30 protein-coding genes (1 of these 30 cut by a window edge) are annotated in these 24,709 nt (G+C 60.7%); 17 read left to right on the top strand and 13 right to left on the bottom strand.

Translation table 11 applies throughout. The features are described from left to right. The 3 genes in view from msrQ to msrP are tightly spaced (at most 2 nt apart) and all read right to left on the bottom strand, a layout consistent with a single transcriptional unit that may run on beyond the window. Nucleotides 1-527: the 5' portion of a protein-methionine-sulfoxide reductase heme-binding subunit MsrQ gene (gene msrQ, locus BOA8489_RS11165; protein WP_093974108.1), read on the bottom strand. 82 nt of this gene lie to the left of the window's left edge; only the first 527 of its 609 coding nucleotides appear in the window; its start codon is at nt 525-527; its stop codon lies beyond the left edge, outside the window. Then, a complete protein-coding gene (locus BOA8489_RS20790) occupies nt 524-745 on the bottom strand; it encodes a GDCCVxC domain-containing (seleno)protein (RefSeq protein ID WP_442319940.1) in 222 nt (73 codons plus the stop codon). Before BOA8489_RS20790 ends, msrQ begins: the two co-directional genes overlap by 4 nt. Before the next feature lie 2 nt (nt 746-747). Continuing rightward, nucleotides 748-1,677: a protein-methionine-sulfoxide reductase catalytic subunit MsrP gene (msrP, locus tag BOA8489_RS11175; RefSeq protein ID WP_093974109.1), complete on the bottom strand. Its 930-nt coding sequence runs from the start codon at nt 1,675-1,677 to the stop codon at nt 748-750. A 297-nt stretch (nt 1,678-1,974) separates the two neighbouring features. Here msrP and BOA8489_RS11180 point away from each other — a divergent pair, with 297 nt between their 5' ends. After that, nucleotides 1,975-2,457 (top strand): fasciclin domain-containing protein, encoded by a 483-nt coding sequence (locus tag BOA8489_RS11180; RefSeq protein ID WP_093974110.1) that lies wholly within the window; start codon nt 1,975-1,977, stop codon nt 2,455-2,457. Nucleotides 2,458-2,542: 85 nt separating this feature from the next. Then, on the top strand, nt 2,543-3,031 hold the full coding sequence (locus tag BOA8489_RS11185; RefSeq protein ID WP_093974111.1) for a fasciclin domain-containing protein: 489 nt from the start codon (nt 2,543-2,545) through the stop codon (nt 3,029-3,031). A gap of 167 nt (nt 3,032-3,198) precedes the next feature. Here the strand turns inward: BOA8489_RS11185 and BOA8489_RS11190 are convergent, their stop codons facing one another. Then, a complete protein-coding gene (locus tag BOA8489_RS11190; protein WP_093974112.1) occupies nt 3,199-4,854 on the bottom strand; it encodes a DUF6504 family protein in 1,656 nt (551 codons plus the stop codon). A gap of 135 nt (nt 4,855-4,989) precedes the next feature. On the opposite strand from BOA8489_RS11190, the gene BOA8489_RS11195 reads away from it, so the two are divergent. Continuing rightward, nucleotides 4,990-5,427: a c-type cytochrome gene (locus BOA8489_RS11195; RefSeq protein ID WP_093974113.1), complete on the top strand. Its 438-nt coding sequence runs from the start codon at nt 4,990-4,992 to the stop codon at nt 5,425-5,427. A 6-nt stretch (nt 5,428-5,433) separates the two neighbouring features. Here the strand turns inward: BOA8489_RS11195 and BOA8489_RS11200 are convergent, their stop codons facing one another. Further along, on the bottom strand, nt 5,434-5,817 hold the full coding sequence (locus tag BOA8489_RS11200) for a hypothetical protein (protein ID WP_093974114.1): 384 nt from the start codon (nt 5,815-5,817) through the stop codon (nt 5,434-5,436). Between the two features lie 30 nt (nt 5,818-5,847). Between BOA8489_RS11200 and BOA8489_RS11205 the strand changes: the two genes are divergently transcribed. The 5 genes from BOA8489_RS11205 (at nt 5,848) to BOA8489_RS11225 (ending at nt 9,372) form a co-directional block, all read left to right on the top strand. Next, nucleotides 5,848-6,960, top strand: a complete 1,113-nt coding sequence (locus BOA8489_RS11205; protein WP_093974115.1) for an S-(hydroxymethyl)glutathione dehydrogenase/class III alcohol dehydrogenase — start codon at nt 5,848-5,850, stop codon at nt 6,958-6,960. Between the two features lie 89 nt (nt 6,961-7,049). Beyond that, on the top strand, nt 7,050-7,430 hold the full coding sequence (locus tag BOA8489_RS11210; RefSeq protein WP_141138278.1) for a SecDF P1 head subdomain-containing protein: 381 nt from the start codon (nt 7,050-7,052) through the stop codon (nt 7,428-7,430). Beyond that, nucleotides 7,423-7,896 carry a GNAT family N-acetyltransferase gene (locus BOA8489_RS11215; RefSeq protein WP_093974117.1) on the top strand — a complete coding sequence of 158 codons (474 nt, stop codon included), beginning with the start codon at nt 7,423-7,425 and terminating at the stop codon, nt 7,894-7,896. Before BOA8489_RS11210 ends, BOA8489_RS11215 begins: the two co-directional genes overlap by 8 nt. Before the next feature lie 77 nt (nt 7,897-7,973). Then, entirely contained in the window at nt 7,974-8,567 is a 594-nt protein-coding gene (locus BOA8489_RS11220) for an ATP-dependent Clp protease proteolytic subunit (protein WP_245813790.1), read from the top strand. 94 nt (nt 8,568-8,661) lie between these two features. Continuing rightward, nucleotides 8,662-9,372 (top strand): NYN domain-containing protein, encoded by a 711-nt coding sequence (locus BOA8489_RS11225; RefSeq protein WP_093974118.1) that lies wholly within the window; start codon nt 8,662-8,664, stop codon nt 9,370-9,372. Nucleotides 9,373-9,387: 15 nt separating this feature from the next. Here the strand turns inward: BOA8489_RS11225 and BOA8489_RS11230 are convergent, their stop codons facing one another. After that, nucleotides 9,388-10,011, bottom strand: coding sequence for a TetR/AcrR family transcriptional regulator (locus BOA8489_RS11230; protein WP_093974119.1), 624 nt, complete (start codon nt 10,009-10,011; stop codon nt 9,388-9,390). Between the two features lie 167 nt (nt 10,012-10,178). On the opposite strand from BOA8489_RS11230, the gene mbfA reads away from it, so the two are divergent. After that, a complete protein-coding gene (gene mbfA, locus BOA8489_RS11235; protein WP_093974120.1) occupies nt 10,179-11,156 on the top strand; it encodes an iron exporter MbfA in 978 nt (325 codons plus the stop codon). 171 nt (nt 11,157-11,327) lie between these two features. Here mbfA and BOA8489_RS11240 read toward each other — a convergent pair whose 3' ends face one another. Further along, nucleotides 11,328-12,344: a PhoH family protein gene (locus tag BOA8489_RS11240; RefSeq protein WP_093974234.1), complete on the bottom strand. Its 1,017-nt coding sequence runs from the start codon at nt 12,342-12,344 to the stop codon at nt 11,328-11,330. Nucleotides 12,345-12,538: 194 nt separating this feature from the next. On the opposite strand from BOA8489_RS11240, the gene BOA8489_RS11245 reads away from it, so the two are divergent. Both BOA8489_RS11245 and BOA8489_RS11250 read left to right on the top strand, forming a co-directional pair. Continuing rightward, entirely contained in the window at nt 12,539-12,883 is a 345-nt protein-coding gene (locus BOA8489_RS11245) for an ArsR/SmtB family transcription factor (protein ID WP_176440275.1), read from the top strand. Next, entirely contained in the window at nt 12,876-13,316 is a 441-nt protein-coding gene (locus BOA8489_RS11250) for an SRPBCC family protein (RefSeq protein ID WP_093974121.1), read from the top strand. The genes BOA8489_RS11245 and BOA8489_RS11250 overlap by 8 nt, the downstream gene beginning before the upstream one ends. Nucleotides 13,317-13,346: 30 nt before the next feature. On the opposite strand, the gene miaB is transcribed toward BOA8489_RS11250, so the two are convergent. Beyond that, nucleotides 13,347-14,654, bottom strand: coding sequence for a tRNA (N6-isopentenyl adenosine(37)-C2)-methylthiotransferase MiaB (gene miaB / locus BOA8489_RS11255; protein WP_093974122.1), 1,308 nt, complete (start codon nt 14,652-14,654; stop codon nt 13,347-13,349). Nucleotides 14,655-14,779: 125 nt separating this feature from the next. On the opposite strand from miaB, the gene BOA8489_RS11260 reads away from it, so the two are divergent. Next, nucleotides 14,780-15,646, top strand: coding sequence for a glycosyltransferase family protein (locus tag BOA8489_RS11260; protein WP_093974123.1), 867 nt, complete (start codon nt 14,780-14,782; stop codon nt 15,644-15,646). A 57-nt stretch (nt 15,647-15,703) separates the two neighbouring features. Here BOA8489_RS11260 and BOA8489_RS11265 read toward each other — a convergent pair whose 3' ends face one another. From BOA8489_RS11265 to BOA8489_RS11275, 3 genes are read right to left on the bottom strand one after another with little or no spacing between them, the layout of a single operon-like run. Further along, nucleotides 15,704-16,354, bottom strand: a complete 651-nt coding sequence (locus BOA8489_RS11265) for a hypothetical protein (RefSeq protein ID WP_093974124.1) — start codon at nt 16,352-16,354, stop codon at nt 15,704-15,706. Beyond that, a complete protein-coding gene (locus tag BOA8489_RS11270) occupies nt 16,341-16,934 on the bottom strand; it encodes a hypothetical protein (protein ID WP_093974125.1) in 594 nt (197 codons plus the stop codon). Before BOA8489_RS11270 ends, BOA8489_RS11265 begins: the two co-directional genes overlap by 14 nt. Further along, the gene (locus BOA8489_RS11275; RefSeq protein ID WP_093974126.1) at nt 16,931-17,917 is read right to left on the bottom strand and encodes a 2-hydroxyacid dehydrogenase; all 987 of its coding nucleotides are present in this window, start codon (nt 17,915-17,917) and stop codon (nt 16,931-16,933) included. The genes BOA8489_RS11270 and BOA8489_RS11275 overlap by 4 nt, the downstream gene beginning before the upstream one ends. Nucleotides 17,918-18,025: 108 nt before the next feature. Here BOA8489_RS11275 and BOA8489_RS11280 point away from each other — a divergent pair, with 108 nt between their 5' ends. The 5 genes from BOA8489_RS11280 to BOA8489_RS11300 all read left to right on the top strand — a co-directional run bounded on the left by BOA8489_RS11280 (nt 18,026) and on the right by BOA8489_RS11300 (nt 21,813). Beyond that, nucleotides 18,026-18,535, top strand: a complete 510-nt coding sequence (locus BOA8489_RS11280; RefSeq protein WP_093974236.1) for an SH3 domain-containing protein — start codon at nt 18,026-18,028, stop codon at nt 18,533-18,535. Between the two features lie 114 nt (nt 18,536-18,649). Beyond that, nucleotides 18,650-19,033, top strand: coding sequence for a VOC family protein (locus BOA8489_RS11285; RefSeq protein WP_093974127.1), 384 nt, complete (start codon nt 18,650-18,652; stop codon nt 19,031-19,033). Nucleotides 19,034-19,069: 36 nt separating this feature from the next. Continuing rightward, nucleotides 19,070-19,777, top strand: a complete 708-nt coding sequence (trmB, locus tag BOA8489_RS11290) for a tRNA (guanine(46)-N(7))-methyltransferase TrmB (RefSeq protein ID WP_093974128.1) — start codon at nt 19,070-19,072, stop codon at nt 19,775-19,777. Between the two features lie 159 nt (nt 19,778-19,936). Beyond that, on the top strand, nt 19,937-21,292 hold the full coding sequence (aroA, locus tag BOA8489_RS11295; protein ID WP_093974129.1) for a 3-phosphoshikimate 1-carboxyvinyltransferase: 1,356 nt from the start codon (nt 19,937-19,939) through the stop codon (nt 21,290-21,292). Next, nucleotides 21,289-21,813, top strand: a complete 525-nt coding sequence (locus tag BOA8489_RS11300; RefSeq protein ID WP_093974130.1) for a hypothetical protein — start codon at nt 21,289-21,291, stop codon at nt 21,811-21,813. The genes aroA and BOA8489_RS11300 overlap by 4 nt, the downstream gene beginning before the upstream one ends. A gap of 23 nt (nt 21,814-21,836) precedes the next feature. Here BOA8489_RS11300 and BOA8489_RS11305 read toward each other — a convergent pair whose 3' ends face one another. Both BOA8489_RS11305 and BOA8489_RS11310 read right to left on the bottom strand, forming a co-directional pair. Beyond that, complete coding sequence (locus tag BOA8489_RS11305; protein ID WP_093974131.1) at nt 21,837-22,220, bottom strand: Cu(I)-responsive transcriptional regulator; 384 nt, start codon at nt 22,218-22,220, stop codon at nt 21,837-21,839. Next, a complete protein-coding gene (locus BOA8489_RS11310) occupies nt 22,217-24,625 on the bottom strand; it encodes a heavy metal translocating P-type ATPase (RefSeq protein WP_093974132.1) in 2,409 nt (802 codons plus the stop codon). The genes BOA8489_RS11305 and BOA8489_RS11310 overlap by 4 nt, the downstream gene beginning before the upstream one ends. Between the last annotated feature and the right edge of the window lie 84 nt (nt 24,626-24,709).

The following is a 24,709-nucleotide window of genomic DNA, read 5'->3' on the forward strand; positions in this document are numbered from 1 at the left end:
AACTGAAAGCCCTTGGCCACCATCACGAAATGCACCGCACCTAAAACGGCCGTGACATACGTGAGTTGGTGCAACCGCCGCCAGGTCTTCGGACCCAGCTTGCGGATCGACAAATTGTTCGAGGTCACTGCAAGCGGGATCATAAGCACGAAACCCACCATGCCGATGGTGATGTAAGGTCGCTTTACGATGTCCGCCCAAATCTGCGACAGGATCTGCACATCCAGAACCAGCCACACCAGAAGATGCAGGAATACATAAAAGAACGTCAGCAATCCCAGCGCGCGGCGAAACTTGGTCAGGTTGATGCCCGTCCAGGTCCGCAGCGGCGTCACCGCCAGCACAACGATCAGAACCTGCAAGGCGAACTCACCCAGCTTGTGCTCAAGCGCCTTGATCGGCTCTGCCCCAAGGCCTCCCGTGAGCCCCTGATACAGAAACCAAGCCGGCGGAATAAGCCCTAGTATATAGAGAGGCCACGCAGGCACCTTGGACAGGCCGATATTGATGCGTTGCGCAGCAGTCATGAACAGCACGCCTTTCCTTCTTGTATCGGTGGACACGGCACGTCGCCGTACGAACACCAGACGCAGCAATCACCCGCCTTCGGGCGAAGCACGGTTTTGCAATGCGGGCAGTCATAAAAGAATTGACATGCGTCCGTCGGCATCTCGCCCTTGCTGACACCACCACATTCGGGACAGGTCAGCGTCGACGTCAACTGAATGTCTTGATTATGCGCCACGATCAGAAATTCTTCGTCAGATCCATACCGGCATAAAGCCCGGCGACTTCGCTTTCGTAGCCATTGAACATCAAGGTCGGAACACGCTTGGAGAACAAGCCGCCACCGATCTTGCGCTCTGTGGCTTGAGACCAGCGCGGGTGATCCACATTCGGGTTCACGTTACTGAAGAAACCGTATTCCCGCGGGTTCGCCATTTCCCAACTGATCGGCGGACGCGTGTCGGTCAGCGTGATCCGCACGATCGACTTGATCGACTTGAAACCATACTTCCACGGCACAACAAGGCGGATCGGCGCTCCGTTCTGGTTCGGAATCGGCTCATCATACAGACCGGTCGCCATAATCGTCAGCGGATGCATCGCCTCATTGAGGGTCAAACCCTCGCGATATGGCCAGTCAAGCACCGGACGACGCTGCCCGATCATTTCATCGGGCCGCACCAAAGTTTCAAAGGCGACATATTTGGCCGACGACTGTACACCCACGCGCGCCAGAAGGTCGGACAACTCGAAGCCGACCCAGGGCACCACCATCGACCACGCCTCGACACAGCGGAAACGATAGATGCGCTCTTCCAGGGATATCCCGCTGGTCAGATCGTCAAGATCATACTTGCCGGGCTTGTCGACCATACCGTCCACGGTAATCGACCAGGGGTCCGTCGTCAGACGCCCGGCATTATTCTTGGCGTCGTCCTTGCCGGTGCCGAATTCATAAAAATTGTTATAGCTGGTGATGTCTTCATACGTGTTCAGCTCAAGCCCGCGGCCGTAATTGCTCTTGCGCGCTCCCAGACTCGCCATCGCCGGACCCGCAATCGAGCCAAGCGCCAAAGCACCCGCCCCGGCCATCAGTTGCCGACGGTTCATATAGTCCCGCTTCGGCGTCACATCCGACCACTTCAGATCACTCTTATACCGTCCAGCCATGTTTCTACCTCTTGTTCGTCGTCTGCCCATAACATGCGCGAGCAAATACCATTCGGCAATCACCCTCACGACACTGTGCTTTAAGGCTATAGTATTGAAACACGGTTACAAATTACCGCTTTTCGATCACGGCAAATAACGGATCTGTGAGTGGACTTCGCAAAAAGCGATGGCTTAGGCGCGGCCCGCGATCCGTCAATGGCATTTGCGGATTTTTGTTGGTGATCCGCTGCGAAACACGCCCCGTAGAAGCCTCGATGTCACAAAGACATTCACCTTTTTTAACGGGAGACCACAATGCTTCGTAAGACACTTATGACAACAGTTGCAGCAACTCTGCTCGCCGTACCAGCCTTCGCAGGCGGCCATTCCAAGGATATCGTAGACACGGCAGTCGAAGCCGGATCGTTCCAGACGCTCGTCGCCGCCGTTCAGGCAGCCGGCCTCGTGGACACCCTGAAGGGCGAAGGCCCGTTCACAGTCTTCGCACCAACCGACGAAGCCTTCGCGGCACTTCCAGAGGGCACGGTCGAAAGCCTCCTTCTGCCAGAGAACATCGACACCCTGACGGCCATCCTGACCTTCCACGTCGTTCCAGGCAAAGTCATGTCCGGTGACCTGACCGACGACATGATGGCAGCCACCGTACAGGGTGGCGAGATCATGATCGACCTCGACAACGGTGTCATGGTTCAGGACTCAAACGTCGTGACAGCCGACATCGAAACATCGAACGGCGTCATCCACGTCATCGACAAGGTGATGCTGCCAGAGGGCTGATCACTTCGAACTGACACCGAATGGGAGGTGAAAATTAGCCTCCCATTTTTTGTAAAAAGATATCACCGAAACTGAGGGATACCCAATGAACCGTAGATTTGCTCTGAAAGCCACCTTCGGCGCCGCCGCCATCGCATTCATCGCCGCATGTGCGCCAATGGACAAAGAAATGGACATCGTCGACATCGCCGCAGGCAATGACGACTTCTCGACACTTGTCGCCGCTGTTGGCGCAGCAGGCCTTGTCGACACGCTGAAAAGCGACGGACCTTTCACCGTCTTCGCCCCGACCAACGCTGCCTTCGCCGCTTTGCCTGAAGGCACTGTCGAAAATCTGCTGAAGCCGGAAAACAAGGATACGCTGGTTTCGATCCTCACTTACCACGTCGTGCCGGGCGCGATCACATCTGACCAGCTTGCCGGTCAGCGCCTGAACGTGACAACCGTTCAGGGCGGCGACGTGCATGTCGACGGCACCGACGGTGTGACCGTGAACGACGCCACAGTAACCGCTGCGGACATCATTGCATCGAACGGCGTGATCCACGTCATCGACAGCGTTCTGCTGCCATAATTCTGTCTCCTCCGGACAGTAGGGCGGAGCGAAAGCTCCGCCTTTTTTTTGCACCACCTGTCAAACTCCCCCGGGATACTTGAACCAAAAAAGCAAAGTTTGATTCAAATTGCGGCTTTCTTTTTGGCTGAAATATCCCCGCCGGAGGCAAAGAAATCATTCTGTCCTCAGGCAAAGCTTCCCTGACAGAACCATCCCGGCGACATCGTTCCTCCGTGTCCAAAATAGAGCCAGAGCCGTTCGCCCGTGCGGGTCGTCACGCGCCAATAATCGCGCACCCCGGTGCGCCAGTCCGGTTCATCAAGCCACCATTCCGGCGCGATGCGTTCCGGGCCAAGCGCGACGCAGAGTTCCAGATCGCGCCCCCGCCAGCGAAAGCGGTGCGGCAGATCAGGAGTTTCCGCCGCCAGCACGATCTCGGGGCGCCACATCTCCGAAGGGCGCAGCATGGCCGGGCGGGGCCAGTTTTTCGCCGGACCAGCCCAAGCGGCAGCGACAATCAAAGCCGTCTTTTCCGGGATATGACTGTCGCCCGGATGAAAGCGCGTCAGGCTCTCAAGTCCGATCCGCGCCCCGATCCGGCCGATCAGATCGTCCAGTGCCGCTCCGCTTCCAAGCCGCGTCGCCCCATCGCTTGCCGCCTCTGCATGGCCGCGGTGTTGATGGCTGTGTACCGGTTCCGTCGCACGCGCTTCCAACCGGATCATGTCGATGCCAAAGCCTGCGTCGATGTCATCAAGCTTCATCATCAAAAGCGGCCGGATACGATCCCCCGACGCCGAGGGCCGCGCCAATCCGACCTCGATCACCTGCATCGTGTGGTCGCTGCGATGACACTCCATCCGTATCTGGCGCGCGCCACGCCCCGCGCGCAACAGCTTTTCCCCCAGAGGATCAAGCAGCCGGTCAATCGCCGCCGTGATGTCTTCGCTCAACCCGATCGGCTCGGGCAGGGTCAGGCGCACCGCAAAGCGCGTCGCGGGTCGGGCGGGATTGACCGGTTCAGGTTCGACGCCCAACGCCTGATCGAGACGCTGCACCAGGTGACGTCCGAACCGGCGCCCCAATGCCGCGCGCGGCTGGCCCGCCAGATCCCCGATGTGGCGCAAACCAAGGCGCGCCAGCGTCGCCACGGTTTCTTCCTCCAGCCGGAGTGCCGCGACCGGCAAAGGCGCCAGCGCAGAACGCGTCGCGCCGGGGGGCGCGATCTGCATCTTGCGCACCATGTCAGGCGCCACTGCAGGCGCCGCCCCACCCTTCACCCAATGACGCCGCCTGGCCGCGCACGACCGGGTTGCCCGCGCCTCCTGATTGATGTCGTCGCCCGTGCGCGCCGCATCCGCCGTGCCACCCGCAAAGCGCGCCAAGGCCCAGGCCGCGCCCACCGTGTCGGCAACACCCACCCGCACACTGATACCCAGATGCGCGCAGTCCGCTTCGACCTCGCCGATCAGCGCGCCTTCACCGCCGAAAAGATGCGCGCACCCTGTCAGATCCACGATCAGACCATCCGGTGCCTCTTCCGAGACCCAAGGGCTGAACTTCCCGGCCCAGCGCCGCAAAACGCCCAGAAATGCAGCGTCCAGATCGCGGTTGCGCAGCCGCGTGTCCAACTCGGGACACATGGCGCGTGCGTCCCTGAGCGGCTGGCCGATGCGCAAACCCGCCGCCTCGGCCTCGGCCGACAAGGAGACCAGAACCTGCGCGTTGCGTTCCTCGCCGACCACCCCAAAAGGGCGCCGTGGCAAGCCACGCTCTAGCCGAAGACAACGCTCGGCCCCCAACCGGGGGAACCAAAGCGACAGGATGCGTCTGTGTTTCATGCGCGGGCAGCATACTTGTTCACTGTTTGTTCTTAGTGTTGATATATCCCAACACCTCTGCGAGTCGAGTCCTTCCCGACCTTCGCATTCGACAAGAAACCGACTAGGAACGTGGGACCAAAGCTGGAGATAAAGATGCGATCTGCGATCATCATGACAATTGTTCTCGGTCTCGCCGCAAGTGCCGCCCTTGCTCACTCGGGCGTCAAGGACCCGCAGGTGAAAGCGCGCATGGAAGGTATGAAAACAATGGCGGCCGATCTGAAGGAACTTGGCAAAATGGCGCGTGGGATCACCCCTTTCGATGACGCCAAGGCCAAGGCCGCACTTATATCCCTCAAGACGGAAAACGATCGCATCCCAGTGCTTTTTGCGCCCGAAGCGACCGATCCGAAATCGGAAGCACGGCCCGCCGTCTGGACCGACCCTACAGGATTCGCCCGGCGCACTGCGGAAATGGGTCAGGCGCTGGACGTCATGACCCTATCCTCAGCCAGCGATATCGCGGCATCAATGCGCACATTCGCCACGGCCTGTTCGGCCTGCCACCAAGACTACCGCATCAAGAAATAACCGGACCTAACCGCAATAGACCCGCGTGATCAGACCGTCATCGCCGAACACAACATTCGTGCGTTGCGGCAGATATTCCTGCGTGATGATGGCGTTGACACTGAAAACACGCAGCCGCTCACCCGGAGACATCGCCGCCTCTGCACGCGGCGTTCCGATAAGCGGGCGATAGTCGGCCGCATCACATTGCTCGAGGACGGGCGGTGCCTCCTCGGCTTCGACTTCGACCTCGACAGGCTCGGTCACGATCGCCGGCTCATCCTCAGCCGGCAAAGGTCCGCAGGCCGCCAGACAGGCCAGCAAAGCTCCTAATCGATACATCATGCCAAAAACACCTTTCCAATCGCACCCGGCCCCATTGATTTCGCGCAGATCGTACAGCAGGGTCAAGCCAACGACAGTCCAAGGGAGGATTTTGGCATGAGAACGCGCGCGGCGGTTGCGATTGAGGCGGGAAAACCGCTGGAAATCATGGAAGTGAACCTTGACGGGCCAAAGGCGGGCGAGGTTCTGGTCGAGATCAAGGCCACCGGCATTTGCCACACGGATGAATTCACCCTGTCTGGGGCCGACCCCGAGGGCATGTTTCCGGCGATCCTCGGCCATGAAGGCGCCGGGGTCGTGCTTGAAGTCGGCGCGGGCGTCACCAGCCTTCAACCCGGCGATCACGTCATCCCGCTTTACACGCCGGAATGCCGCGAATGCGACTATTGTCTGCACCCGAAAACCAACCTTTGTCAGGCGATCCGCTCAACACAAGGCGCAGGCGTGATGCCCGACGGCACCAGCCGGTTCTCGATGCTGGATGGCACGCCGATCCTGCACTACATGGGATGTTCGACTTTTTCGAACCATACGGTTCTGCCCGAGATCGCGCTTGCCAAGGTGCGCAAGGACGCGCCTTTCGACAAGATCTGCTACATCGGTTGCGGCGTGACCACCGGCATCGGAGCGGTCATCAACACGGCCAAGGTCGAGATCGGATCACGCTGCATCGTCTTCGGGCTTGGGGGTATCGGGCTGAACGTCATTCAGGGCCTGCGCATGGCCGGTTGCGACCAGATCGTCGGTGTCGACCTGAACGCAGACAAGAAACCCATGGCGGAACGCTTCGGGATGACCGATTTCGTGAACCCCGCCGAGGTGAAAGGCGATCTGGTCGGTCACCTTGTCGAATTGACCGGAGGCGGCGCGGACTACACCTTTGATGCCACGGGGAACGTGCAGGTCATGCGCGCGGCCCTGGAATCGGCTCATAAAGGCTGGGGCGAAAGCGTCATCATCGGCGTGGCTCCCGCGGGTGCGGAAATCTCGACGCGCCCTTTCCAGTTGGTGACGGGACGCGTCTGGCGCGGCACGGCTTTTGGCGGCGCGCGCGGGCGAACCGATGTTCCCAAGATCGTCGATTGGTACATGGACGGCAAGATCGAGATCGACCCGATGATCACGCACACCATGGGCCTTGAGGATATCAACAAGGGTTTCGATCTGATGCATGCAGGTGAATCCATTCGCTCGGTCGTGCTGTATTGATGTTTCCCCGCCTGTCGGCGGCGATCCACCGGAGGGGCTCTGCCCCTCCGGACCTCCCCGGGATGTTTTCGCCAAAAAGAAAGGCATGTTTGTCAGCATTCTGCTTTTGTCTGGGGGCGTCGGCGGCGCCTGCACTGGCGCAGTCCGATCTGGTTTTCGAGAGCCCGGAGGCGCGGCTTGAGGTGAGTGTCGCACGTATTGAACCAGTGTTCATGCATGGACGACCTTCGGTTCAATTCGCGCTGGACGACCCGTCTTCGGAGGCATTTGCGATGCTGACGGGTGAGATGGTTGGTCGGAAACTGGCGGTTTCGCTTTGTGATCATGTCCTTGTCAAAGTTGTTGTGCAGGAACGGCTGGAGGGGCGCGGCATCATTAACCTTCCCACCATCGAAGCCGCGATTGCCGTCGCCGACGTCATTCAAGGGACCGCCGAATGCCCCACTCTGGCGGCGCATTTCCATGAGTGAGCCTTTGTTGCGCCCCGCCACCGCCGCCGACAGCGACGCCATCTGGGCGATGCTTGAGCCGGTGTTCCGCGCAGGCGACACCTATGCAATCGACCCGGACATCACGCGCGCCAACGCGCTTGCCTATTGGTATGCGGCACATCCTTATATTACCGACGGCGGCACTTATTATATCCGCGCCAACCAGATGGGCGGCGGCGACCACGTCTGCAATGCCGGATTCGTCACCGCCGCCAACGCAACGGGTAAAGGCGTCGCCCGCGCGATGCTGAGCCACGCCTTGAGCGAAGCGAAAGCGCTTGGATTTGAAGCCATGCAGTTCAATTTCGTTCTGGCCAACAACACCCGTGCCCTCGATATCTGGCAGCGCGCAGGCTTCACCGAGATCGGCCGCATCCCCAAGGCTTTCCGCCATCCGAGCGATGGAAAGGTCGATGCCCTGATCCTGCACAAGTTTCTGGATTAATCGCGCCCGCGCGCCTTGCCATTCCGGCCCCAAGCACCGACATTCCCCGCAAAGAAAGCCTCACAGAAAGAAACGCGATGCTCACCAATATGGCCGACGACAACTCAAAAGACGACAAATCCCAACCCGGCGGCAAAGCCGAGCAATTGTTCTTCAAATCCCGCAACGTGATCATCACGGGCGAGATTAATCACAAGCTTGCCGAACGCGTCGTGAAGCAACTTCTGGCTCTGGCCGAAGACAATGACGATCCGATCAATGTCTATATTTCGTCGCCCGGCGGTCACGTCGAAAGCGGTGACATGGTCCACGACATGATCAAATTCATCAAACCGACCGTGCGGACCATCGGCTCCGGCTGGGTCGCCTCTGCGGGTGCGCTGATCTTTGTCGCCGCTGCTGCGGAAAATCGCTTCTGCCTGCCCAATACCCGCTTCCTGTTGCACCAACCTTCGGGCGGGATCGGCGGACAAGTCTCCGACATGCAAATCCAGGCTGGCCAGATTGAGAAAATGCGCGAACGCTTCCATAAACTGTTCGCCGAGGCCACCGGCCAAACCGCCGCCAAGATCGCGAAAGATACGGAACGTGACTTCTGGCTCGACACCAAAGAAGCCAAAGCCTATGGCCTGCTGGGAAAAGTGATCACTTCTGCAAGCGAGCTGTCCTGATCCATCTTTGGGTCCAGAAATCTTCGGGGGGCGCGGGCAAATGCCCGTGCGGGGGCAGACAGCCCCCTCCCCTGCAAACAAAGAGGCCCCCACAATGGCTGACCGCGACCGACCACTTTACGCAGTCCTGATCGACGCCGATAACATCCCGGCCAAACACGCCAACGCAATCCTGAAAGAAGTCACCACATTTGGCGAACCGGCCCTGCGCCGTGTCTACGGCGACTGGTCTTCCGGACGCCTCAGCGCCTGGACGAAAGCCGTGCGCGAACTCGGTCTCGTCGCTCATCAGGAAAGCGCCAATACCGTCGGCAAGAACGCCAGCGACATCGGCCTCGTGATCGACGCCATGGATATTCTCCACACCGGACGCTTTGACGGCTTCGTCCTCGTGTCCTCCGACAGCGACTTCACCGCCCTTGCCAACCGCGTCCGCGAGCAAGGCATGGACGTAATCGGCATCGGAGAAGCCAAAGCGCCCGAAAGCCTGCGCAACGTCTGCAATCGGTTCGTGCTGATCGAAAACATCGCAGACGACACCAGTCCGCCCGAAAAAGGCGCGCCGGTGCCCGAAAAGCAAAACCCGACGGCAGCGATCCCTCTCATCGTCAATGCTATGGACAAAATCCCGTCCGACGACGACTGGTACGCCCTCGGACCGCTTGGCCAGTACATCGTCCGCGACAATCCGGACTTCGATCCCCGGACCTATGGCAAAAAGAAACTGAGCGACCTCGTCGAAGGTCTGAAACGCTTTGAAACGAAGAAAATCGGCAACCAGCTTCACCTGCGCCGGATCGACTGACCTGTCGGGCCGCGCCTAACGCGCTACGCCGTACTGGCTCATGAACATCTCGACTGCGCCGTCGATCACCCGGTCGATCTCTTCTTCGCTCACCGCATCGCGCAGGCCCAGAACCATCTGCATGTGAAGACCAGCCTTGCAAAGTTCGGGAAACTGGTCCGCCGCCAAGGCGACGTCGTCGATCTGCAACTTGCCTTCCGATACAGCGCGGTTCAAGAACCTTATCAACATATCCCGGACCATCTGCGGCCCCGAGGCATAGAACTCGCGTCCGATTTCCGGAAATCGCTGGCTCTCGCCGACGACGATACGAAAGACCTGCATCCCCACATCGGACAAGAAAAACCGCACCATGCGCCCGGCGGCCGTCGTCAAAGCCTCGCGGACATCCCCGGAACCCTCGATCTGCTGGATCGCAGCATCCGACTGCGCCTTGCACTCGGACTTTGCTACCTCGAGAAACAACAGCCGTTTGTCGGGAAAATAACTGTAAAGCGTCGCCTTCGATACGCCCGCCTCGCGCACGATATCGTCCACACTAGCGCCTTCAAAACCGTCGCGCATGAAAACGGTGCGGGCGCCTTCCAGCACCTGATCCCACTTTCGACCTTGTTTGAGGACACTTCCGGGGGCGTTCATGAAACTCTCTGCCTTGCGTCTCTTAATATATAAACTGTTCAGTTTAGTTTATTCAAGACGCAAGCAGGCCGCGACGGCTTAGGCACAGAGCAAAAATGCGAATACCCTCTTGTCAGATTGGGTGATCCGCACCAAATTAGAATCATTCTAAAGACAATAGGGTCGCAATGAGTTTTCACTTCGCATACCGCAAACGCTTCGCCGATCTCACCGAACAGGAAATCCTGGCGCTGGCCATTTCCTCGGAAGAGGATGACGCACGAATCTACCGCAGTTACGCAGAGAACCTGCGTACAGATTTCCCGGCCTCCGCCTCAATCTTCGAAGGCATGGCAACCGAAGAAGACGGGCACCGCAAACAACTGATCGACCTGCACAAGGCGCGCTTCGGAGACGTCATCCCATTGATCCGTCGCGAGCATGTCTCGGGCTTCTTCAACCGACGACCCGTCTGGCTGATCGAGAACCTCGGCCTCGACCGCATCCGCGCCGAAGCCGAAATGATGGAAGCCTCCGCACAGCGGTTTTACGAAGTCGCCGCCCAGCGGACCACCGACGCGGACACCCGCAAGCTTCTCGGCAGCCTCGCGGCCGCCGAAGCCGGCCACGTCGCAAAAGCCGATGATCTTGTCAGCCGGCATCTCGACACCGATGCGCAAGATCAGGAAGCGCGCACCGCACATCGCCAATTCGTTCTGACATGGGTTCAGCCGGGGCTCGCCGGACTGATGGACGGCTCGGTCTCCACCCTCGCTCCCATCTTCGCCGCCGCCTTTGCGACCGGCGATACCTGGAACACATTCCTCATCGGCCTCGCCGCTTCAGTGGGCGCCGGCATCTCGATGGGCTTCACCGAAGCCGCCTCTGACGACGGCGCGATTTCGGGGCGCGGCTCGCCGCTGAAACGCGGCTTCGCGTCGGGTATCATGACCACGATCGGAGGCCTCGGGCATGCGCTACCCTACCTGATCACGGACTTCTGGACTGCCACAACGATCGCGATCATCGTCGTATTCGTCGAGCTCTGGGCTATCGCCTGGATCCAGAACCGCTATATGGAAACGCCATTCTTCCGCGCGGCACTCCAGGTGGTCCTCGGCGGCGCGTTGGTACTGGCAGCCGGCATTCTGATCGGATCAGGTTAACGAGAAAGGGGCACCGCGCCAGACCGCCAAGGCGGTCTTCCCCGGGATTTTTCAGACCCAAAGAGCAGACATGGCGCGCTCGTTTCTTTGGGTCGCGCTAATCCCGCCAGAGGCACCGCGCAGACGGCTGGTCTTCGTAAACAAATCGAATGCGCCGGTTCGGCGCGCCTTTCAGCCCGCGGGAGTGTCGCCGTCGTAGGCTTCGATGATCTTGGCAACAAGCGGGTGGCGCACGACATCCTTGGAAGTGAAATAACTGAACGAGATCGCGTCCACATTTTTCAGCAGTCGCTCGGCATCCGAGAGCCCAGAGGTCACTCCACGCGGCAAATCCACCTGACTGCGGTCGCCGGTGACAACCATCCGGCTGCCTTCGCCAAGCCGCGTGAGGAACATCTTCATCTGCATCGTCGTCGCGTTTTGCGCCTCGTCCAGCACCACAAAGGCATTCGAAAGCGTTCGCCCCCGCATGAAGGCCAGTGGCGCGATCTCGATGCGCTTGTCCTCGATCAGCTTGGCCACCTGCTTGCCCGGCAGGAAATCACCCAAGGCGTCGTACAGCGGCTGCATGAACGGATCGACCTTGTCCTTCATGTCACCCGGCAGAAAACCAAGACGCTCGCCCGCTTCGACGGCTGGACGACTGAGGATGATCTTGTCCACGTGCCCGCCGATGAACATGTTCACCCCGACGGCCACGGCCAAATAGGTCTTGCCGGTCCCGGCAGGGCCAATTCCAAACGACAATTCATTCTTGTAGAGCGCTCGCACATAGGCCTTTTGCGCCTCGGTGCGCGGCTCGACCAATTTCTTGCGCGTCTTGATCTCGACGCGCCCACCCTGGAACAACTCCATCTGATCGCCCGCGCGATTGCCGGTCCCCTTGGCAGAGCCGCCCATGCGAATTTCCGCATCGATGTCGCCCGGCACAACGCCCTTACCGCTTTCAAGCCGCGCATAAAGCGCATGCAACACCTCCGAGGCCTTGACCTGAGACGCCGCCTCGCCGAACACCACAAGCTGATTACCCTGATGCACAAGTTGCACATCCAAAGCAGCTTCAATCTGGGTGAGGTTGCGATTGAACTCACCAAAAAGCTCAATCAACAGGCGGTTATCTGGGAACTCTAGACGCGTCTCGGGGACGTCGTCGGATACGATCGGCGGGGTCAGCGCACCAATGGTCAAATATTCGAACTCCGTAAAAAAAAATCCTCTCGGCCTTGGTTCATGCTGCCAAGGGACGCGTCTGCGCGCAAGCACATCATGCGAGATTTCACGGGAACGTCACGAAATATAGCATTTCTCGGGCGATTCCGCTTAAGACTGCATCATTCACCTAAATGGTTGACTGAAGGCGGCGAATCGCATTATTCACCCTTATGGTTGAACGAATAGACGACACAGACCTGACCGCTCTCCTGAAAGCGGCGTCTGATCCGACCCGGCGCGCAATCCTGACGCTTCTGGCGCAGCAGGGCGCGATGCGGGTCACCGATCTGGCGCGCCACTTCGAGGTAAGCCTGAATTCCGTGTCCAAACACATCAAGACGCTTGAAAGCGCCAAACTCGTCAGCCGAAGGACCGAATGGCGGGAGCATCTGATCGAGCTTAATCCCGACCGCCTCGCGCATATCGATACCTGGTTCAAAGACCTGCAATCGATCTGGGCACTGCGGCTGGAGAAACTGGAGAAACTGATGACAAAGGATGACGCACATGACTGATCAAGCCACTGAACTGACACTCGAAGTGTCCCGACTGATCCCGGCGGTTCGCGAGAAACTATTTGATGCCTGGCTCGACCCGGCGATGCTGGCGCAATTCATGATGCCCGCTCCCAATATGTCGGTGCCCGAAGCCACTTCGGACGCCCGTGCCGGAGGCCGGTTCCTTATCGTGATGCGCGTCGGCGACAAGGACATGCCCCACGCCGGCACATACAAGACAATCGACCGCGCAAATCAGATCGTCTTTACATGGGAAAGCCCCATGTCCCCCGTAGAAAACAGCATCGTGACGCTCGATTTCAAGGACGCGGAAGGCGGCACCGACGTCCGCCTGACGCATGTCCGTTTTCCATCCGAAGAAAGCCGCGCCAATCACGAAGGCGGCTGGACCCGCATTCTTGCAACGCTGGCAGAAACGCTCGGGAGCTGAACCATCAGGCCGGGGCTGGAAACCCCCCGGTCAGATGACCTCGCCTGCCAGCGAATTGCGCACGCTCTCGACAATCCGAACGCGCGCCAGATCACCACGCCCGACCTTGTCCGAGGTCACATGCACCGCATGAAGATACTCGGACTTGCCAACCATCTGACCCCGCAAACGCCCCGGTTTCTCAAACAGCACCGTCACCTCACGCCCGACCATCTCATCCTGCGCCGCCTTTTGCTGTCGCGTCAGCAAGGCCTGCAAACGTTGCAGCCGTTCGTCGGCCTCGCCCGCATCCACCTCAGCGCGCTCCGCCGCAGGTGTGCCGGGGCGCGGCGAGTATTTGAAGCTATAAGCCTGCCCATAGCCAACCGCCTCAACCAGATCGAGCGTCGCCTGAAAATCCGCTTCCGTCTCACCGGGAAAGCCGACGATGAAATCGCCCGACAACAAAAGGTCAGGCCGCACGCCACGAATACGCTCAATCAACCGCACATAACTCTCGGCGGTATGCTTGCGGTTCATCGCCTTCAAGATCTTGTCCGACCCCGATTGCACCGGAAGATGCAGATAGGGCATCAGCTTGTCGCAATCGCCGTGGGCGGCAATCAGATCATCATCCATGTCGTTGGGATGGCTTGTGGTAAAGCGAATACGTTCCAACCCGTCTACCTTCGCCAGATCACGGATCAGGCCCGAAAGACCACGCGCATGTCCGTGATAGGCATTCACGTTCTGACCCAAAAGCGTGATCTCTCGCACGCCGCGCTCCACCAGATCGAGTGCCTCGCCCATGACCCGCTCGGCAGGTCGCGAAACCTCGGCCCCGCGCGTATAGGGCACCACGCAAAACGCGCAGAACTTGTCGCAGCCCTCCTGCACCGTCAAGAACGCCGTCGGCCCGCGTTTGGCCTTTGGACGTGCAACCAGATGCTCGAACTTGTCCTCTTCGGGAAAGTCGGTATCCAGCGCCTTTTGCCCGTCCCGCACCTTGGCCTCCAACTCGGGCAGACGGTGATAGGACTGCGGCCCGACAACCAGATCGACCATGGGCTGACGCGCCATGATCTCGGCACCCTCGGCTTGCGCAACACAGCCCGCAACACCGATTTTCAAGTCGGGGTTGGCCTCTTTGAAGGGGCGCATCCGACCCAGTTCCGAATAGATCTTTTCCGCCGCCTTCTCGCGAATGTGGCAGGTGTTGAGCAGGATCATATCGGCGTCATCCGGCGTATCCGTCGCCACATACCCTTGCCCGCCAAGGCTCTCTGCCATGCGCTCGCTGTCGTAGACATTCATCTGACAACCATAGGTCTTGATAAATAACTTCTTCGGCGCAGTCATATCACAAGGCACTTTCACGAGAATTCCGGATCAACAGGCGTCCTACACCGCCCACCCCGCCTTGCCAAGCTCCAAGGCCCCGTGCCATCGTGCCGCGACCTGCCCCCCACGAGCCCCTAACCGACATGCGCTTTGCCTCCCTGTCCGACGCCACTCAAAGCCCCGAGATCCGCCGCGCCGAAGGGCCGGTCGCCATCGTGATTGCCGAGGACGAGGCCGCGCTCCTCGAAACGCTGAACCATAATCGGCAGATCGGCTTTCGCACCGTGATTGTCGTGGCGCCGGTGGATCTGGGTATTCCCGACCCGCTCCCCCACACGACGCTGCGCATCGACCACATCACGCGCGGTCCAAACGTCACGCCGTCGATCGTGAACCCCATCGTCGCCGCTCTGCCCCGGAAAACCTGGGTCTATTACGGCTACAATGCCGAATTCCTGTTCTATCCTTTTTCAGAAACCCGCACCGTGGGCGAAATGCTCGCCTTTCATACCGAAGAACGCCGCTTCGGCATGTTTACCTATGTCGTCGACGCCTACGCCAGCGACCTCGCCGCCGCCCCGGATGCAGTCTCGCTGAAAGACGCACACTTCGACCGGTCCGGCTACTACGCCCACGCACGAACACACCCCGACGGCAGCCCGAAGGATCGCCAGATCGACGTCTTCGGTGGCCTGCGCTGGCGCTTCGAAGACCACATCCCCGAGCCGCGCCGCCGCATCGACCGGATCGCGCTTGTGCGCACCGAAACGGGCCTGTCCCTGCACGACGATCACACCTGGTCCGACCCCGAACGCAACACCTATGCCTGCCCCTGGCACAACAACCTCACGGCTGCCATCGTGTCATTCCGCGCCGCCAAAGCCCTCAAAACCAATCCCGCCAGCCGCTACGCCATCGACACCTTCCGCTGGCACAATTCCACGCCCTTTGAGTGGCGCGCACAGCAACTCCTCGACCTCGGCCTGATCGAGTCGGGCCAGTGGTTCTGACCGCTTCTTCTGTTTCGAAATATCCTGGGGTGAGGGGCAAAACCCCTCAAAAAACCCTCAACCCTCCGGCAGCAGACCCGCCCGATCGATTGAGGCCTCAAAAGCCTCCACCGGAAACACCGGTGCCAGCAAGTCCCGCAACACGGCGCGACGCGGATGGGTCGGGTTCGCGACGGTGAAACAGACGTAATCCTCGACTATCGCCGCCTGCTGCTCGAACCCGAATGCAAAAAACTCCGGTGCCTCACCGGTCGCGGAAAAATACGGGTCCGGCAATGCAATGCTCTCGGCGGCCGCGCGAAACGGCGAATACTCCGTCCAACTGCGGTTCTGCCACTGCCAGACATGGGTCAACTCATGCGCAAAGACCAACCCTTGGGGAAACCGCAGGGCCTTTGGCCAGAAAAGCGTCATTTCACGCGCCTGCAAACGCTCCGAAAAATGCATCGAATTGCCAAGTGCAAATGCCTGAGGCGGCTGGGCCCCTCGCGGTTGTGGCGTGCGCACACAGGCCCGCTCGGTGCCGCGCATCACGCGCGCTTCATCTGCATCCTTCGCCCAATAGGGCAACGACAAGACACGCACCTTCCCGGTATCCAACGTCGGTCCGAAAAGCGATTGCGCGAAATCCGTTTCAGACTGCGTCAAAGGCCGCCCACAGGCCGCAATCACACAGAAGACGGCAATCAGAACCCTAGAAGTCACCACGCGCCACGGCCCTCTCAACCAACTCAAACACATCACCTTCGGCAGTTCTCATATTGAACGCCGATCTTCGATGCCCGGCAACGACATCCGCCGCGATCGCACAGGCCTCGGCATGCCGCCCTTCTGCCAGATGCCATATCATCTCGGTGACCACAAAATCATCCGCACCCCGTCCGGTCACGTCCCGCAAAACCAACGCCGGAACACTGAAGTCGAAACCCAGTTCAAAGGCCTCAAACGACCGGTCCGCAAACGCCAGAATCCCGGCGCCCAGCGCTTCAACCTCCTGCCCCTTCAACGACTGCACCGACAACGCCGGGACACGCACGCAAAGACCGCGGAAATGAGAACTCACCGACCGTTTTGCGGGGTTTTTCCAGCCCGCCACACGCCAAAGCGTTTCATCCCAGATCACCGGCTTCGCCAGAAACCACGCCTTGCCCGCAAATTCATAAACGTGAAACGCAATGCCGTCCTCGACGCGGGTCAAGGTCCCCGACCAGGCGTGCCTCCCCGAGCCCGCGCAAGCGGCGCGCACCGCCCCGGTCAACCCCTTCGGCGGCCAGCGCCCCTGCGTCACAGCATCGCCGGAACGACCAGATCAGGAGGCCGGTGCCCATCGTCGAAGGTCTTGATATTGATGATGACTTTCTCACCCATCTCGACGCGGCCCTCGACGGTGGCCGACCCCATGTGCGGCAACAGAACCACATTGGGTAACTCGCGCAGACGGGGATTGATCTCGTGACCATGCTCGAACACATCCAGCCCCGCGCCCGCAATCGCGCCCGAGCGCAGCATCCGCGTCAAGGCGTTCTCGTCGATCACTTCGCCGCGCGAGGTGTTCACGATCACCGCGGTCGGCTTCATCAAAGCCAGACGCCGCGCATTCATCAGATGGAACGTCGAAGGCGTGTGCGGACAGTTGATCGACAGGATATCCACCCGCGCGACCATCTGATCGAGGCTCTCCCAATAGCGCACCCCTAGGTCTTCCTCGATCTCGGGGCGCAACCGACGCCGGTTGTTGTAATGCACTTCCATCCCGAAGGCCGCCGCGCGTCGCGCCACCGCCTGACCGATCCGCCCCATGCCGAGAATGCCAAGACGACGCCCTCCGACGCGCCCCCCAAGAAGCGCGGTCGGCGACCAGCCATTCCAATCGCCCTTTTGCATCACGGCCAGGCCTTCCGGGATGCGCCGCGTCACCGCCAAAATGAGCGCCATGGTCATATCGGCGGTGTCGTCGGTCAGAACGCCGGGCGTGTTCGTGACATGAATGCCCCGCTGCCGCGCTGTCGCCACATCGATATTGTCGACCCCGGCGCCGAAATTCGCAATCAGCTTCAGGTTTTCGCCAGCCTGCGCCAGAACGCCGGCATCTACGATGTCGGTGATCGTCGGTACCAAAACATCCGCCCTGCGCACGGCGTCGATCAACTGTTCGCGCGTCATCTGCACATCGCCTTCAGACAATGTCACATCGAACAATTCCGACAAGCGCGCCTCGACCACTTCGGGCAGGCGACGCGTCACGACAACTTTCAGACGTTTGTCCGGCATTTTGATCTCTGACCTTCCATCAGCCGCAGCTTTTTGGCAAAGTGGCAAGGAACGACCTGAGGCACAAGAGACGCTTATCAAAAGCGCGCCGAAAACAGGATGAGCACAATGACGAGCGGACAGAACATCCTTCGCCTTGCAGCGGGCCTCTGCCTTGCGTTCGTGACGGCGTTTTCCGCCGCCGCCACCGAGCGCGGCCCCGTGACGAACCTGCCGATGCCGCGGTTCGTGTCGCTAAAAGCTGAAGAAGGCAACGTACGCCGCGGCCCGTCTCTCAGCCACCGGATCGATTGGGTTTTCACACGTCGCAACATGCCGCTTGAATTGACGGCCGAGTATGGAAACTGGCGCCGGGTGCGCGACCGCGACGGTGTCGGCGGCTGGGTTCACTATTCGCTTTTGTCGGGTGTACGCCACGTGATCATCGAAAGCGACATGACGCCGATGCTGATCAAACCGGACCCTGAAAGTCCGGTAAATGCGATGGCCGAATCGGGTGTCATCGCCCGGCTGATGTCCTGCGGTCTGGACTGGTGCCGCATCAGCGCAGGTGGCTCAAGCGGCTGGGTGGAAAAGCGCGGCCTCTGGGGTGTGCGCCCGGACGAAATCAAAGATTAATTGAATTTCTTCTGCACCTTAGGCGCGCGGACAGTTTTCTCAAATAGCGCTTGATTTCAAGTTCACTTGAGGTCGTAACCTTCCCTTGGAACTCAAAACCGAAGGACTGAAATCATGACCGCAGCACGACTTGAACACATCAATATGACTGTCTCCGACCCGCATGCCACTGCCGCATGGCTGGGCCGCGTGTTCGGCTGGAAAATCCGCTGGGAAGGGGCTGGCATGCAAACCGGCTATTCTGTCCACTGCGGCGATGATGACACCTATGTCGCCCTGTTCACTTTCCCCGAAACACCGGGCCCCAAGGACGAAAGCTATGTCACACTGGGTGGCTTCAACCACTGGGCAGTTGTCGTGGATGACCTCGATGCCGTCGAAGAACGCGTCAAAGCGGAAGGGTTCGAAACCAAAAGCCACGCCAACTACGAACCCGGACGCCGTTTTTACTTCAACGATGCGGACGGCATTGAAATCGAGGTCGTGCAGTACGACTGACTTGACCTTTTCTTCGGGCGGTGGCACCCGCCGCCCATGAGTGATCAACACCCCTCCGGCGCGCCCTGGCGCAACTTTTACGGCCGCTTCAAAGGCAAAGGCCTCCGCGACAGCCAGAAAGGCTATCTCGAAGACCTTGCACATCTGTCGCCCGGAGCGGTTGACTGGGATGTGAACCCGAACCGCGAACCGATCGACCTGAAGGCGCTCTTTGGCGACAGGCCGGTCTGGCTGGAGATCGGCTTTGGCGGTGGCGAACACATGGTGCATCAGGCCGCGCTTCACCGCGACGTCGGCATCATCGGCGCCGAACCCTATATCAACGGTGTTGCGATGCTCTTGGGGAAAATCCGCAAGGCCGAGGTCGACAACGTCCGCGTTCACCCCGGCGACGCCCGCGATCTTTTCGATGTTTTGCCCGCCGAAAGCATCGCCAAGGCCTTTCTGCTCTATCCCGACCCCTGGCCCAAAAAGCGCCACCACCGCCGGCGCTTCGTGACGCCTGAGCATCTGCAACCGCTTCACCGCGTGATGAAGCCCGGTGCGGAACTGCGCATTGCCACGGACATCGAGGATTATGTGCGTCAGGCGATGGAAGAAGTGCCGAAAGCGGGTTTTCTCTGGACCGCCGAACGCGCCCCGGACTGGCGCCGCCCATGGTCCGACTGGACTCGCACCCGTTACGAGGCCAAAGCCATCCGCGAAGACCGCACGCCGCATTATCTGACCTTCAAACGCATCTGATTGCGTGCCTTGCGGCACATTCTTTTCTACTCGGTGCAGCTTCTTGCGAAGCCTTCCTCGGGTTTTTGGATATTTTTGCCAAAAAGAAGGCGTTGCGGCGGATGGACCCCTTTGGCGTCATGCGCTAACAGGTGGCGGTTATTTGAAGGATAAAGAGCCATGTCGGGCCACGGAACTCCGGAACCATTGCGGTCAATGAAAGCCGCGCCCCTGAAGGGGGAAGCGCACGTCCCCGGTGACAAGTCGATCAGTCACCGTTCGCTTATTCTGGGGGCGATGGCTGTTGGAGAGACTCGCATTACCGGCCTGCTGGACGGGGAGGACGTCTTGCGCACCGCCGACGCCATGCGCGCCTTCGGGGCCGAAGTAATTGAGCACGGCCCCGGGAACTGGTCCGTTCATGGTGTCGGTGTCGGCGGCTTTCGCGAGCCTGAAGACGTTGTCGATTGCGGCAATGCGGGCACGGGCGTGCGTTTGATCATGGGCGCGATGGCCACCACGCCGATCACTGCGACATTCACGGGGGATGCTTCGTTGCGGTCGCGCCCGATGGGGCGTGTGACCGACCCGATGGCGTTGTTCGGCGCGCAGTCATATGGTCGCCGCGGCGGGCGTTTGCCGATGACAGTTGTCGGCGCTGAAAGCCCCGTGCCCGTGCGTTACAAAACGCCGATGCCGTCGGCGCAGGTGAAGTCCGCCGTCTTGCTGGCCGGTCTCAATGCGCCGGGGGAAACCGTTGTGATCGAGGCCGAACCGACGCGCGATCACAGTGAACGAATGCTGCGCGGATTTGGGGCTGATCTGAGCGTCGTGGATACGCCCGAGGGGCGCGTCATCACGCTCAAGGGGCACCCCGAGTTGCAGCCCCAGACCATCGACGTGCCGCGCGACCCCTCCTCTGCCGCCTTTCCGGTCTGTGCGGCGCTGATTGTCGAAGGCTCGGATGTTCTGGTGCCGAATATCGGATTGAACCCTACCCGAGCGGGCCTGTTCGAGACCCTGCGCGACATGGGCGCCGACCTGACCTATGAGAATATGCGCGAAGAGGGCGGCGAGCCTGTCGCCGATCTGCGCGCGCGTTTTTCACCCGACATGAAAGGCATCGAAGTGCCACCCGAGCGTGCCGCTTCGATGATCGACGAATACCCGATCCTGTCGGTCGTCGCCTCTTTTGCCAGTGGCGTGACGTCGATGCACGGCGTCAAGGAGCTGCGCGTCAAGGAAAGCGACCGTATCGACGCCATGGCCAAAGGCCTGCGCGCCAATGGAGTCACTGTGGAAGAAGGCGAAGACTGGTGGGAAGTCACCGGGCTTGGCGCGCACGGCGTGCCCGGCGGCGCGACCGTGCAGGCGCGTCTCGATCACCGCATCGCGATGTCGTTTCTCTGTCTCGGCATGGCTTCTGCAAACCCCGTCACCGTCGATGACGCCGCCCCTGTGCGCACGTCCTTTCCGGTGTTCGAGCCGCTGATGACTACGCTGGGAGCACGCTTCGAGCGCCTCAACACACCATGAACCGAACCGCCAATATCGCGCTGTTTGCTGCGACCCTGGTGATTTATCTGGTGATGGTTCTGTGGTCTTTGCCGCGGATCGCCGAGGGCGCGGGCGGCCTGATCCCGTTTGATCTGCGCCCCGGCGGCTATTCGGTCGACGAGGCCCGCGCGTTTCTTGCCGCGATAGATGCCGAGACGACGGTGTTTTACCTGACGACCCAGCACCGCATCGATCTGCTTTATCCGGCGCTACTTGCAGCCTCGCTTGCGGCGGGTCTGATCTGGTCATGGCGCAGAGGCCCGCGCTGGCTTGTCGGCGGCTTCATCCTGCTGGGTGTTCTGGGGGCAGTTGCGGATTACACCGAGAATGCGCGCGTGGCGGTGATGTTGCGCGCCGGACCCGATGCGCTCACGGTCGAGATGGTGGACGCCGCCAGCAAGGCCAGCATGGCAAAAGCAGGCCTGACAACGCTTGCGACACTTGCGCTGGTTGTGGGGCTGGTGCGGCGGGCCCGGCGCCGGATCCGTTCAAAAGGCTGAAGAGGCGTTACCTTGCAAGGTCGCTAGCCGCCCAAATCCTCCAGAATCGGACAATCGGGCCGCCCGTCGCCTGCACAGGTTGCAACCAGATGCGACAGCGTCGACTCCATTGCCTTCAGGTCGGCAATCTTGGCTGCTATGGCATCGAGATGCTTTGCGGCGATCGCCTTCACTTCGGCGCTTGCGCGACTGTCGTCCTCATAAAGCGCCAGCAACGCGCGACAATCGGCAACCGAAAACCCCAATGCCCGCGTCCGCCCGAGAAACCGCAGCTTGTGCAGATCCGCCTCGCAAAACGCGCGATAGCCATTGGCATCCCGTCCCGGGCGCACAAGATCGATATCCTCGTAATAACGGATCGTCTTGGGTGGAAGCCCGGTCGCCTTGGCGGCCTGTCCGATATTCATGAGCTTTCTCCGAACTTGCGAAGTCGCAAGGCATTCGTCACGACCGCAATGCTTGAAAACGCCATCGCGCCGGCTGCAAGCATCGGTGACAGAACCAAACCGAACGCGGGATACAAGACACCCGCTGCGACCGGGATCAGCAGCACGTTATAGCCAAATGCCCAGCCGAGGTTCTGATGGATATTGCGCATCGCGGCACGGCTCAGACCCAAGGCCCGCACAACGCCTGCCGGATCGCCCGACATCAAGACGACATCCGCCGTCTCGACCGCCACGTCCGTGCCAGTGCCGATCGCGATCCCCACATGGGCCGCCGCCAATGCGGGCGCGTCGTTGATCCCGTCACCGACAAAGGCCACGCGCGGCCCCAGACGTCCGATGATCTCGACCTTGTCGTCCGGCGTCGCGTCCGCTTCGACCAGATCAACGCCCAGTTTTGCGCCGATCACCTCTGCCGTTGCGCGCCGGTCCCCCGACACCATCGCAACCTTGAGCCCCATGGCCTGCAAATCGGAAACGACCTTGGCCGCCCCATTTCGAACCGGGTCCGCAACCGCGATCACCCCGGCCAGGGCGCCACCGATCGCGACGAAAAACGCCGTCTTGCCTTCTTGCGCCAGTCGGTCCGCCGCCGCCGCCATAGGTGCTGCATCCACCCCCGCATCGCCCAGCAACTTCGCGCGACCCACAAGAACCGTCGCACCATCAACTGCCCCGGACACACCCGCACCGGTAACGCTCTTGAAATCTTCTGCGGCAGGAACATCCCCCGCTGCCCGCAAGATCGCCTGCGCAATCGGATGCTCTGATCCGGCTTCGACAGCACCCGCCGCCGACAGAATCGCTTCGCGCGCAAAGCCATCCACGGTCACCACATCCGTCACCTCGGGCCGCCCCTCGGTCAACGTCCCGGTCTTGTCGAAGGCCACGATCTCCACCTCCCGCAAGGCCTGCAACGCCGCCCCCTTGCGGAACAAGACCCCCAGTTCGGCCCCGCGTCCCGTGCCCACCATGATCGAGGTTGGCGTCGCCAGTCCCATAGCGCACGGACAAGCAATGATCAGCACAGACACACCCGCCACCAGCGCTTCGCCAAGGCCTGGCCCAAAGACCAGCCAGACCACAACCGTCAGCAGGGCAACCCCCAGAACCACAGGTACAAATACTCCCGTGACCCGGTCGATCACCGCCTGCACGGGCAGTTTCGCCCCTTGCGCGTCCTGCACCATGCGGATGATGCGCGCCAAAACCGTATCCGCACCAACCTCGTTTACGCGCACCTCCAACAGCCCCGCACCATTGACCGTGCCGCCCGTCACCGCGTCGCCAGCGCCCTTTTCCACGGGCACTGGCTCGCCCGACAACATCGCCTCATCGACAAAACTTGTGCCCTTCACGACCACACCGTCCACCGGCACCCGCGCGCCCGGCTTCAACTGCACAACATCGCCGACCGCGACCGATGCAAGCGGGACCTCGACGACGTCACCCCCGCGCAGCACCCGCGCTGTGTCCGGCCTGAGGCCGACCAAAGCACGCACCGCCGCCCCCGTGCGCCCCTTCGCGCGCGCTTCCAGCAAGCGCCCGACAAGGATCAATACGACGATCACACCCGCCGCCTCGAAATAAACGCCACGGGCATTCCCCGGCAAAACACCGGGCATAAAGGTCGCCACCGTCGAGTAGACAAACGCCGCCCCCGTGCCCAAAGCCACCAGCGAATTCATCTCCGGTGCGCCCTTCAGCAACGACGGCACCCCGCGCGCGAAAAACACCCGTCCGGGGCCCATAAGAACGGCGCCGATCAAAAGGAACTGCAAAACCCGGCTTGCTTGATGCCCGATCGTCTCGGCCACCAAAGCATGAACGCCGGGAATGAAATGCCCGCCCATCTCGATCAGAAACACCGGCAACACCAGAATGGACGCAATCCAGACCGACCGTGTCAAAGCCGCATCTTCCGCATCTTCGTGACCCGACGCGTCCTCGTCCGCGGTAATCGGATAGCCCGCCGACTGCGCCGCCGCCAAAATCGCCGCGCGCTCGGTGCCCGCGCCATACTCCACCACCGCCGAGCGATCCGCCAAATTCACCCGCGCCTCGACCACACCCGGCACGGCCACCAATGCCCGCTCCAGCCGGCCGACACAGGACGCGCAACTCAAACCCTCGACCGACCCGCGCAAAGTCTCGACCCGCGCCGGATAGCCGGCCTCTTTCAACGCGGACACAACATCCTGCGACGCCCCGCCCTCGCCAAGATCCGCCTCAACCGTGCCGCTTGCCAAATTCACCCGTGCGCCCAAGACGCCCGGCACGCGCAAAACGGCCGCCTCCACGCGCCCCACACAGGACGCGCAGGACATGCCTTCAACGGGCACTCTGAATAACGATGCAGTCGACATGGATCCGCTCCGGGTTTGAATGTTCCACTCTGACATAAGGGTTCCAGCAACTGGAAGGTCAAGACCCAGAGGGCTTCATCCTTT

This window comes from Boseongicola aestuarii (assembly GCF_900184815.1).
GTDB lineage: Bacteria > Pseudomonadota > Alphaproteobacteria > Rhodobacterales > Rhodobacteraceae > Boseongicola > Boseongicola aestuarii.

What these genes read in the sequence shown, in the direction of transcription:
- miaB (WP_093974122.1), bottom strand. Translation starts at nt 14,654, where the DNA reads ATGACTGCGCCGAAGAAGTTATTTATCAAGACCTATGGTTGTCAGATG.
- BOA8489_RS11225 (WP_093974118.1), top strand. Translation starts at nt 8,662, where the DNA reads ATGGCTGACCGCGACCGACCACTTTACGCAGTCCTGATCGACGCCGAT.
- BOA8489_RS11190 (WP_093974112.1), bottom strand. Translation starts at nt 4,854, where the DNA reads ATGAAACACAGACGCATCCTGTCGCTTTGGTTCCCCCGGTTGGGGGCC.
- BOA8489_RS11280 (WP_093974236.1), top strand. Translation starts at nt 18,026, where the DNA reads ATGACGAGCGGACAGAACATCCTTCGCCTTGCAGCGGGCCTCTGCCTT.
- BOA8489_RS11185 (WP_093974111.1), top strand. Translation starts at nt 2,543, where the DNA reads ATGAACCGTAGATTTGCTCTGAAAGCCACCTTCGGCGCCGCCGCCATC.
- BOA8489_RS11245 (WP_176440275.1), top strand. Translation starts at nt 12,539, where the DNA reads ATGGTTGAACGAATAGACGACACAGACCTGACCGCTCTCCTGAAAGCG.
- BOA8489_RS11300 (WP_093974130.1), top strand. Translation starts at nt 21,289, where the DNA reads ATGAACCGAACCGCCAATATCGCGCTGTTTGCTGCGACCCTGGTGATT.
- BOA8489_RS11305 (WP_093974131.1), bottom strand. Translation starts at nt 22,220, where the DNA reads ATGAATATCGGACAGGCCGCCAAGGCGACCGGGCTTCCACCCAAGACG.
- BOA8489_RS11260 (WP_093974123.1), top strand. Translation starts at nt 14,780, where the DNA reads ATGCGCTTTGCCTCCCTGTCCGACGCCACTCAAAGCCCCGAGATCCGC.
- BOA8489_RS11310 (WP_093974132.1), bottom strand. Translation starts at nt 24,625, where the DNA reads ATGTCGACTGCATCGTTATTCAGAGTGCCCGTTGAAGGCATGTCCTGC.
- BOA8489_RS11205 (WP_093974115.1), top strand. Translation starts at nt 5,848, where the DNA reads ATGAGAACGCGCGCGGCGGTTGCGATTGAGGCGGGAAAACCGCTGGAA.
- BOA8489_RS11285 (WP_093974127.1), top strand. Translation starts at nt 18,650, where the DNA reads ATGACCGCAGCACGACTTGAACACATCAATATGACTGTCTCCGACCCG.
- BOA8489_RS11220 (WP_245813790.1), top strand. Translation starts at nt 7,974, where the DNA reads ATGCTCACCAATATGGCCGACGACAACTCAAAAGACGACAAATCCCAA.
- BOA8489_RS11195 (WP_093974113.1), top strand. Translation starts at nt 4,990, where the DNA reads ATGCGATCTGCGATCATCATGACAATTGTTCTCGGTCTCGCCGCAAGT.
- msrP (WP_093974109.1), bottom strand. Translation starts at nt 1,677, where the DNA reads ATGGCTGGACGGTATAAGAGTGATCTGAAGTGGTCGGATGTGACGCCG.
- BOA8489_RS11275 (WP_093974126.1), bottom strand. Translation starts at nt 17,917, where the DNA reads ATGCCGGACAAACGTCTGAAAGTTGTCGTGACGCGTCGCCTGCCCGAA.
- BOA8489_RS11215 (WP_093974117.1), top strand. Translation starts at nt 7,423, where the DNA reads ATGAGTGAGCCTTTGTTGCGCCCCGCCACCGCCGCCGACAGCGACGCC.
- BOA8489_RS11250 (WP_093974121.1), top strand. Translation starts at nt 12,876, where the DNA reads ATGACTGATCAAGCCACTGAACTGACACTCGAAGTGTCCCGACTGATC.
- aroA (WP_093974129.1), top strand. Translation starts at nt 19,937, where the DNA reads ATGTCGGGCCACGGAACTCCGGAACCATTGCGGTCAATGAAAGCCGCG.
- BOA8489_RS11180 (WP_093974110.1), top strand. Translation starts at nt 1,975, where the DNA reads ATGCTTCGTAAGACACTTATGACAACAGTTGCAGCAACTCTGCTCGCC.
- trmB (WP_093974128.1), top strand. Translation starts at nt 19,070, where the DNA reads ATGAGTGATCAACACCCCTCCGGCGCGCCCTGGCGCAACTTTTACGGC.
- mbfA (WP_093974120.1), top strand. Translation starts at nt 10,179, where the DNA reads ATGAGTTTTCACTTCGCATACCGCAAACGCTTCGCCGATCTCACCGAA.
- BOA8489_RS11230 (WP_093974119.1), bottom strand. Translation starts at nt 10,011, where the DNA reads ATGAACGCCCCCGGAAGTGTCCTCAAACAAGGTCGAAAGTGGGATCAG.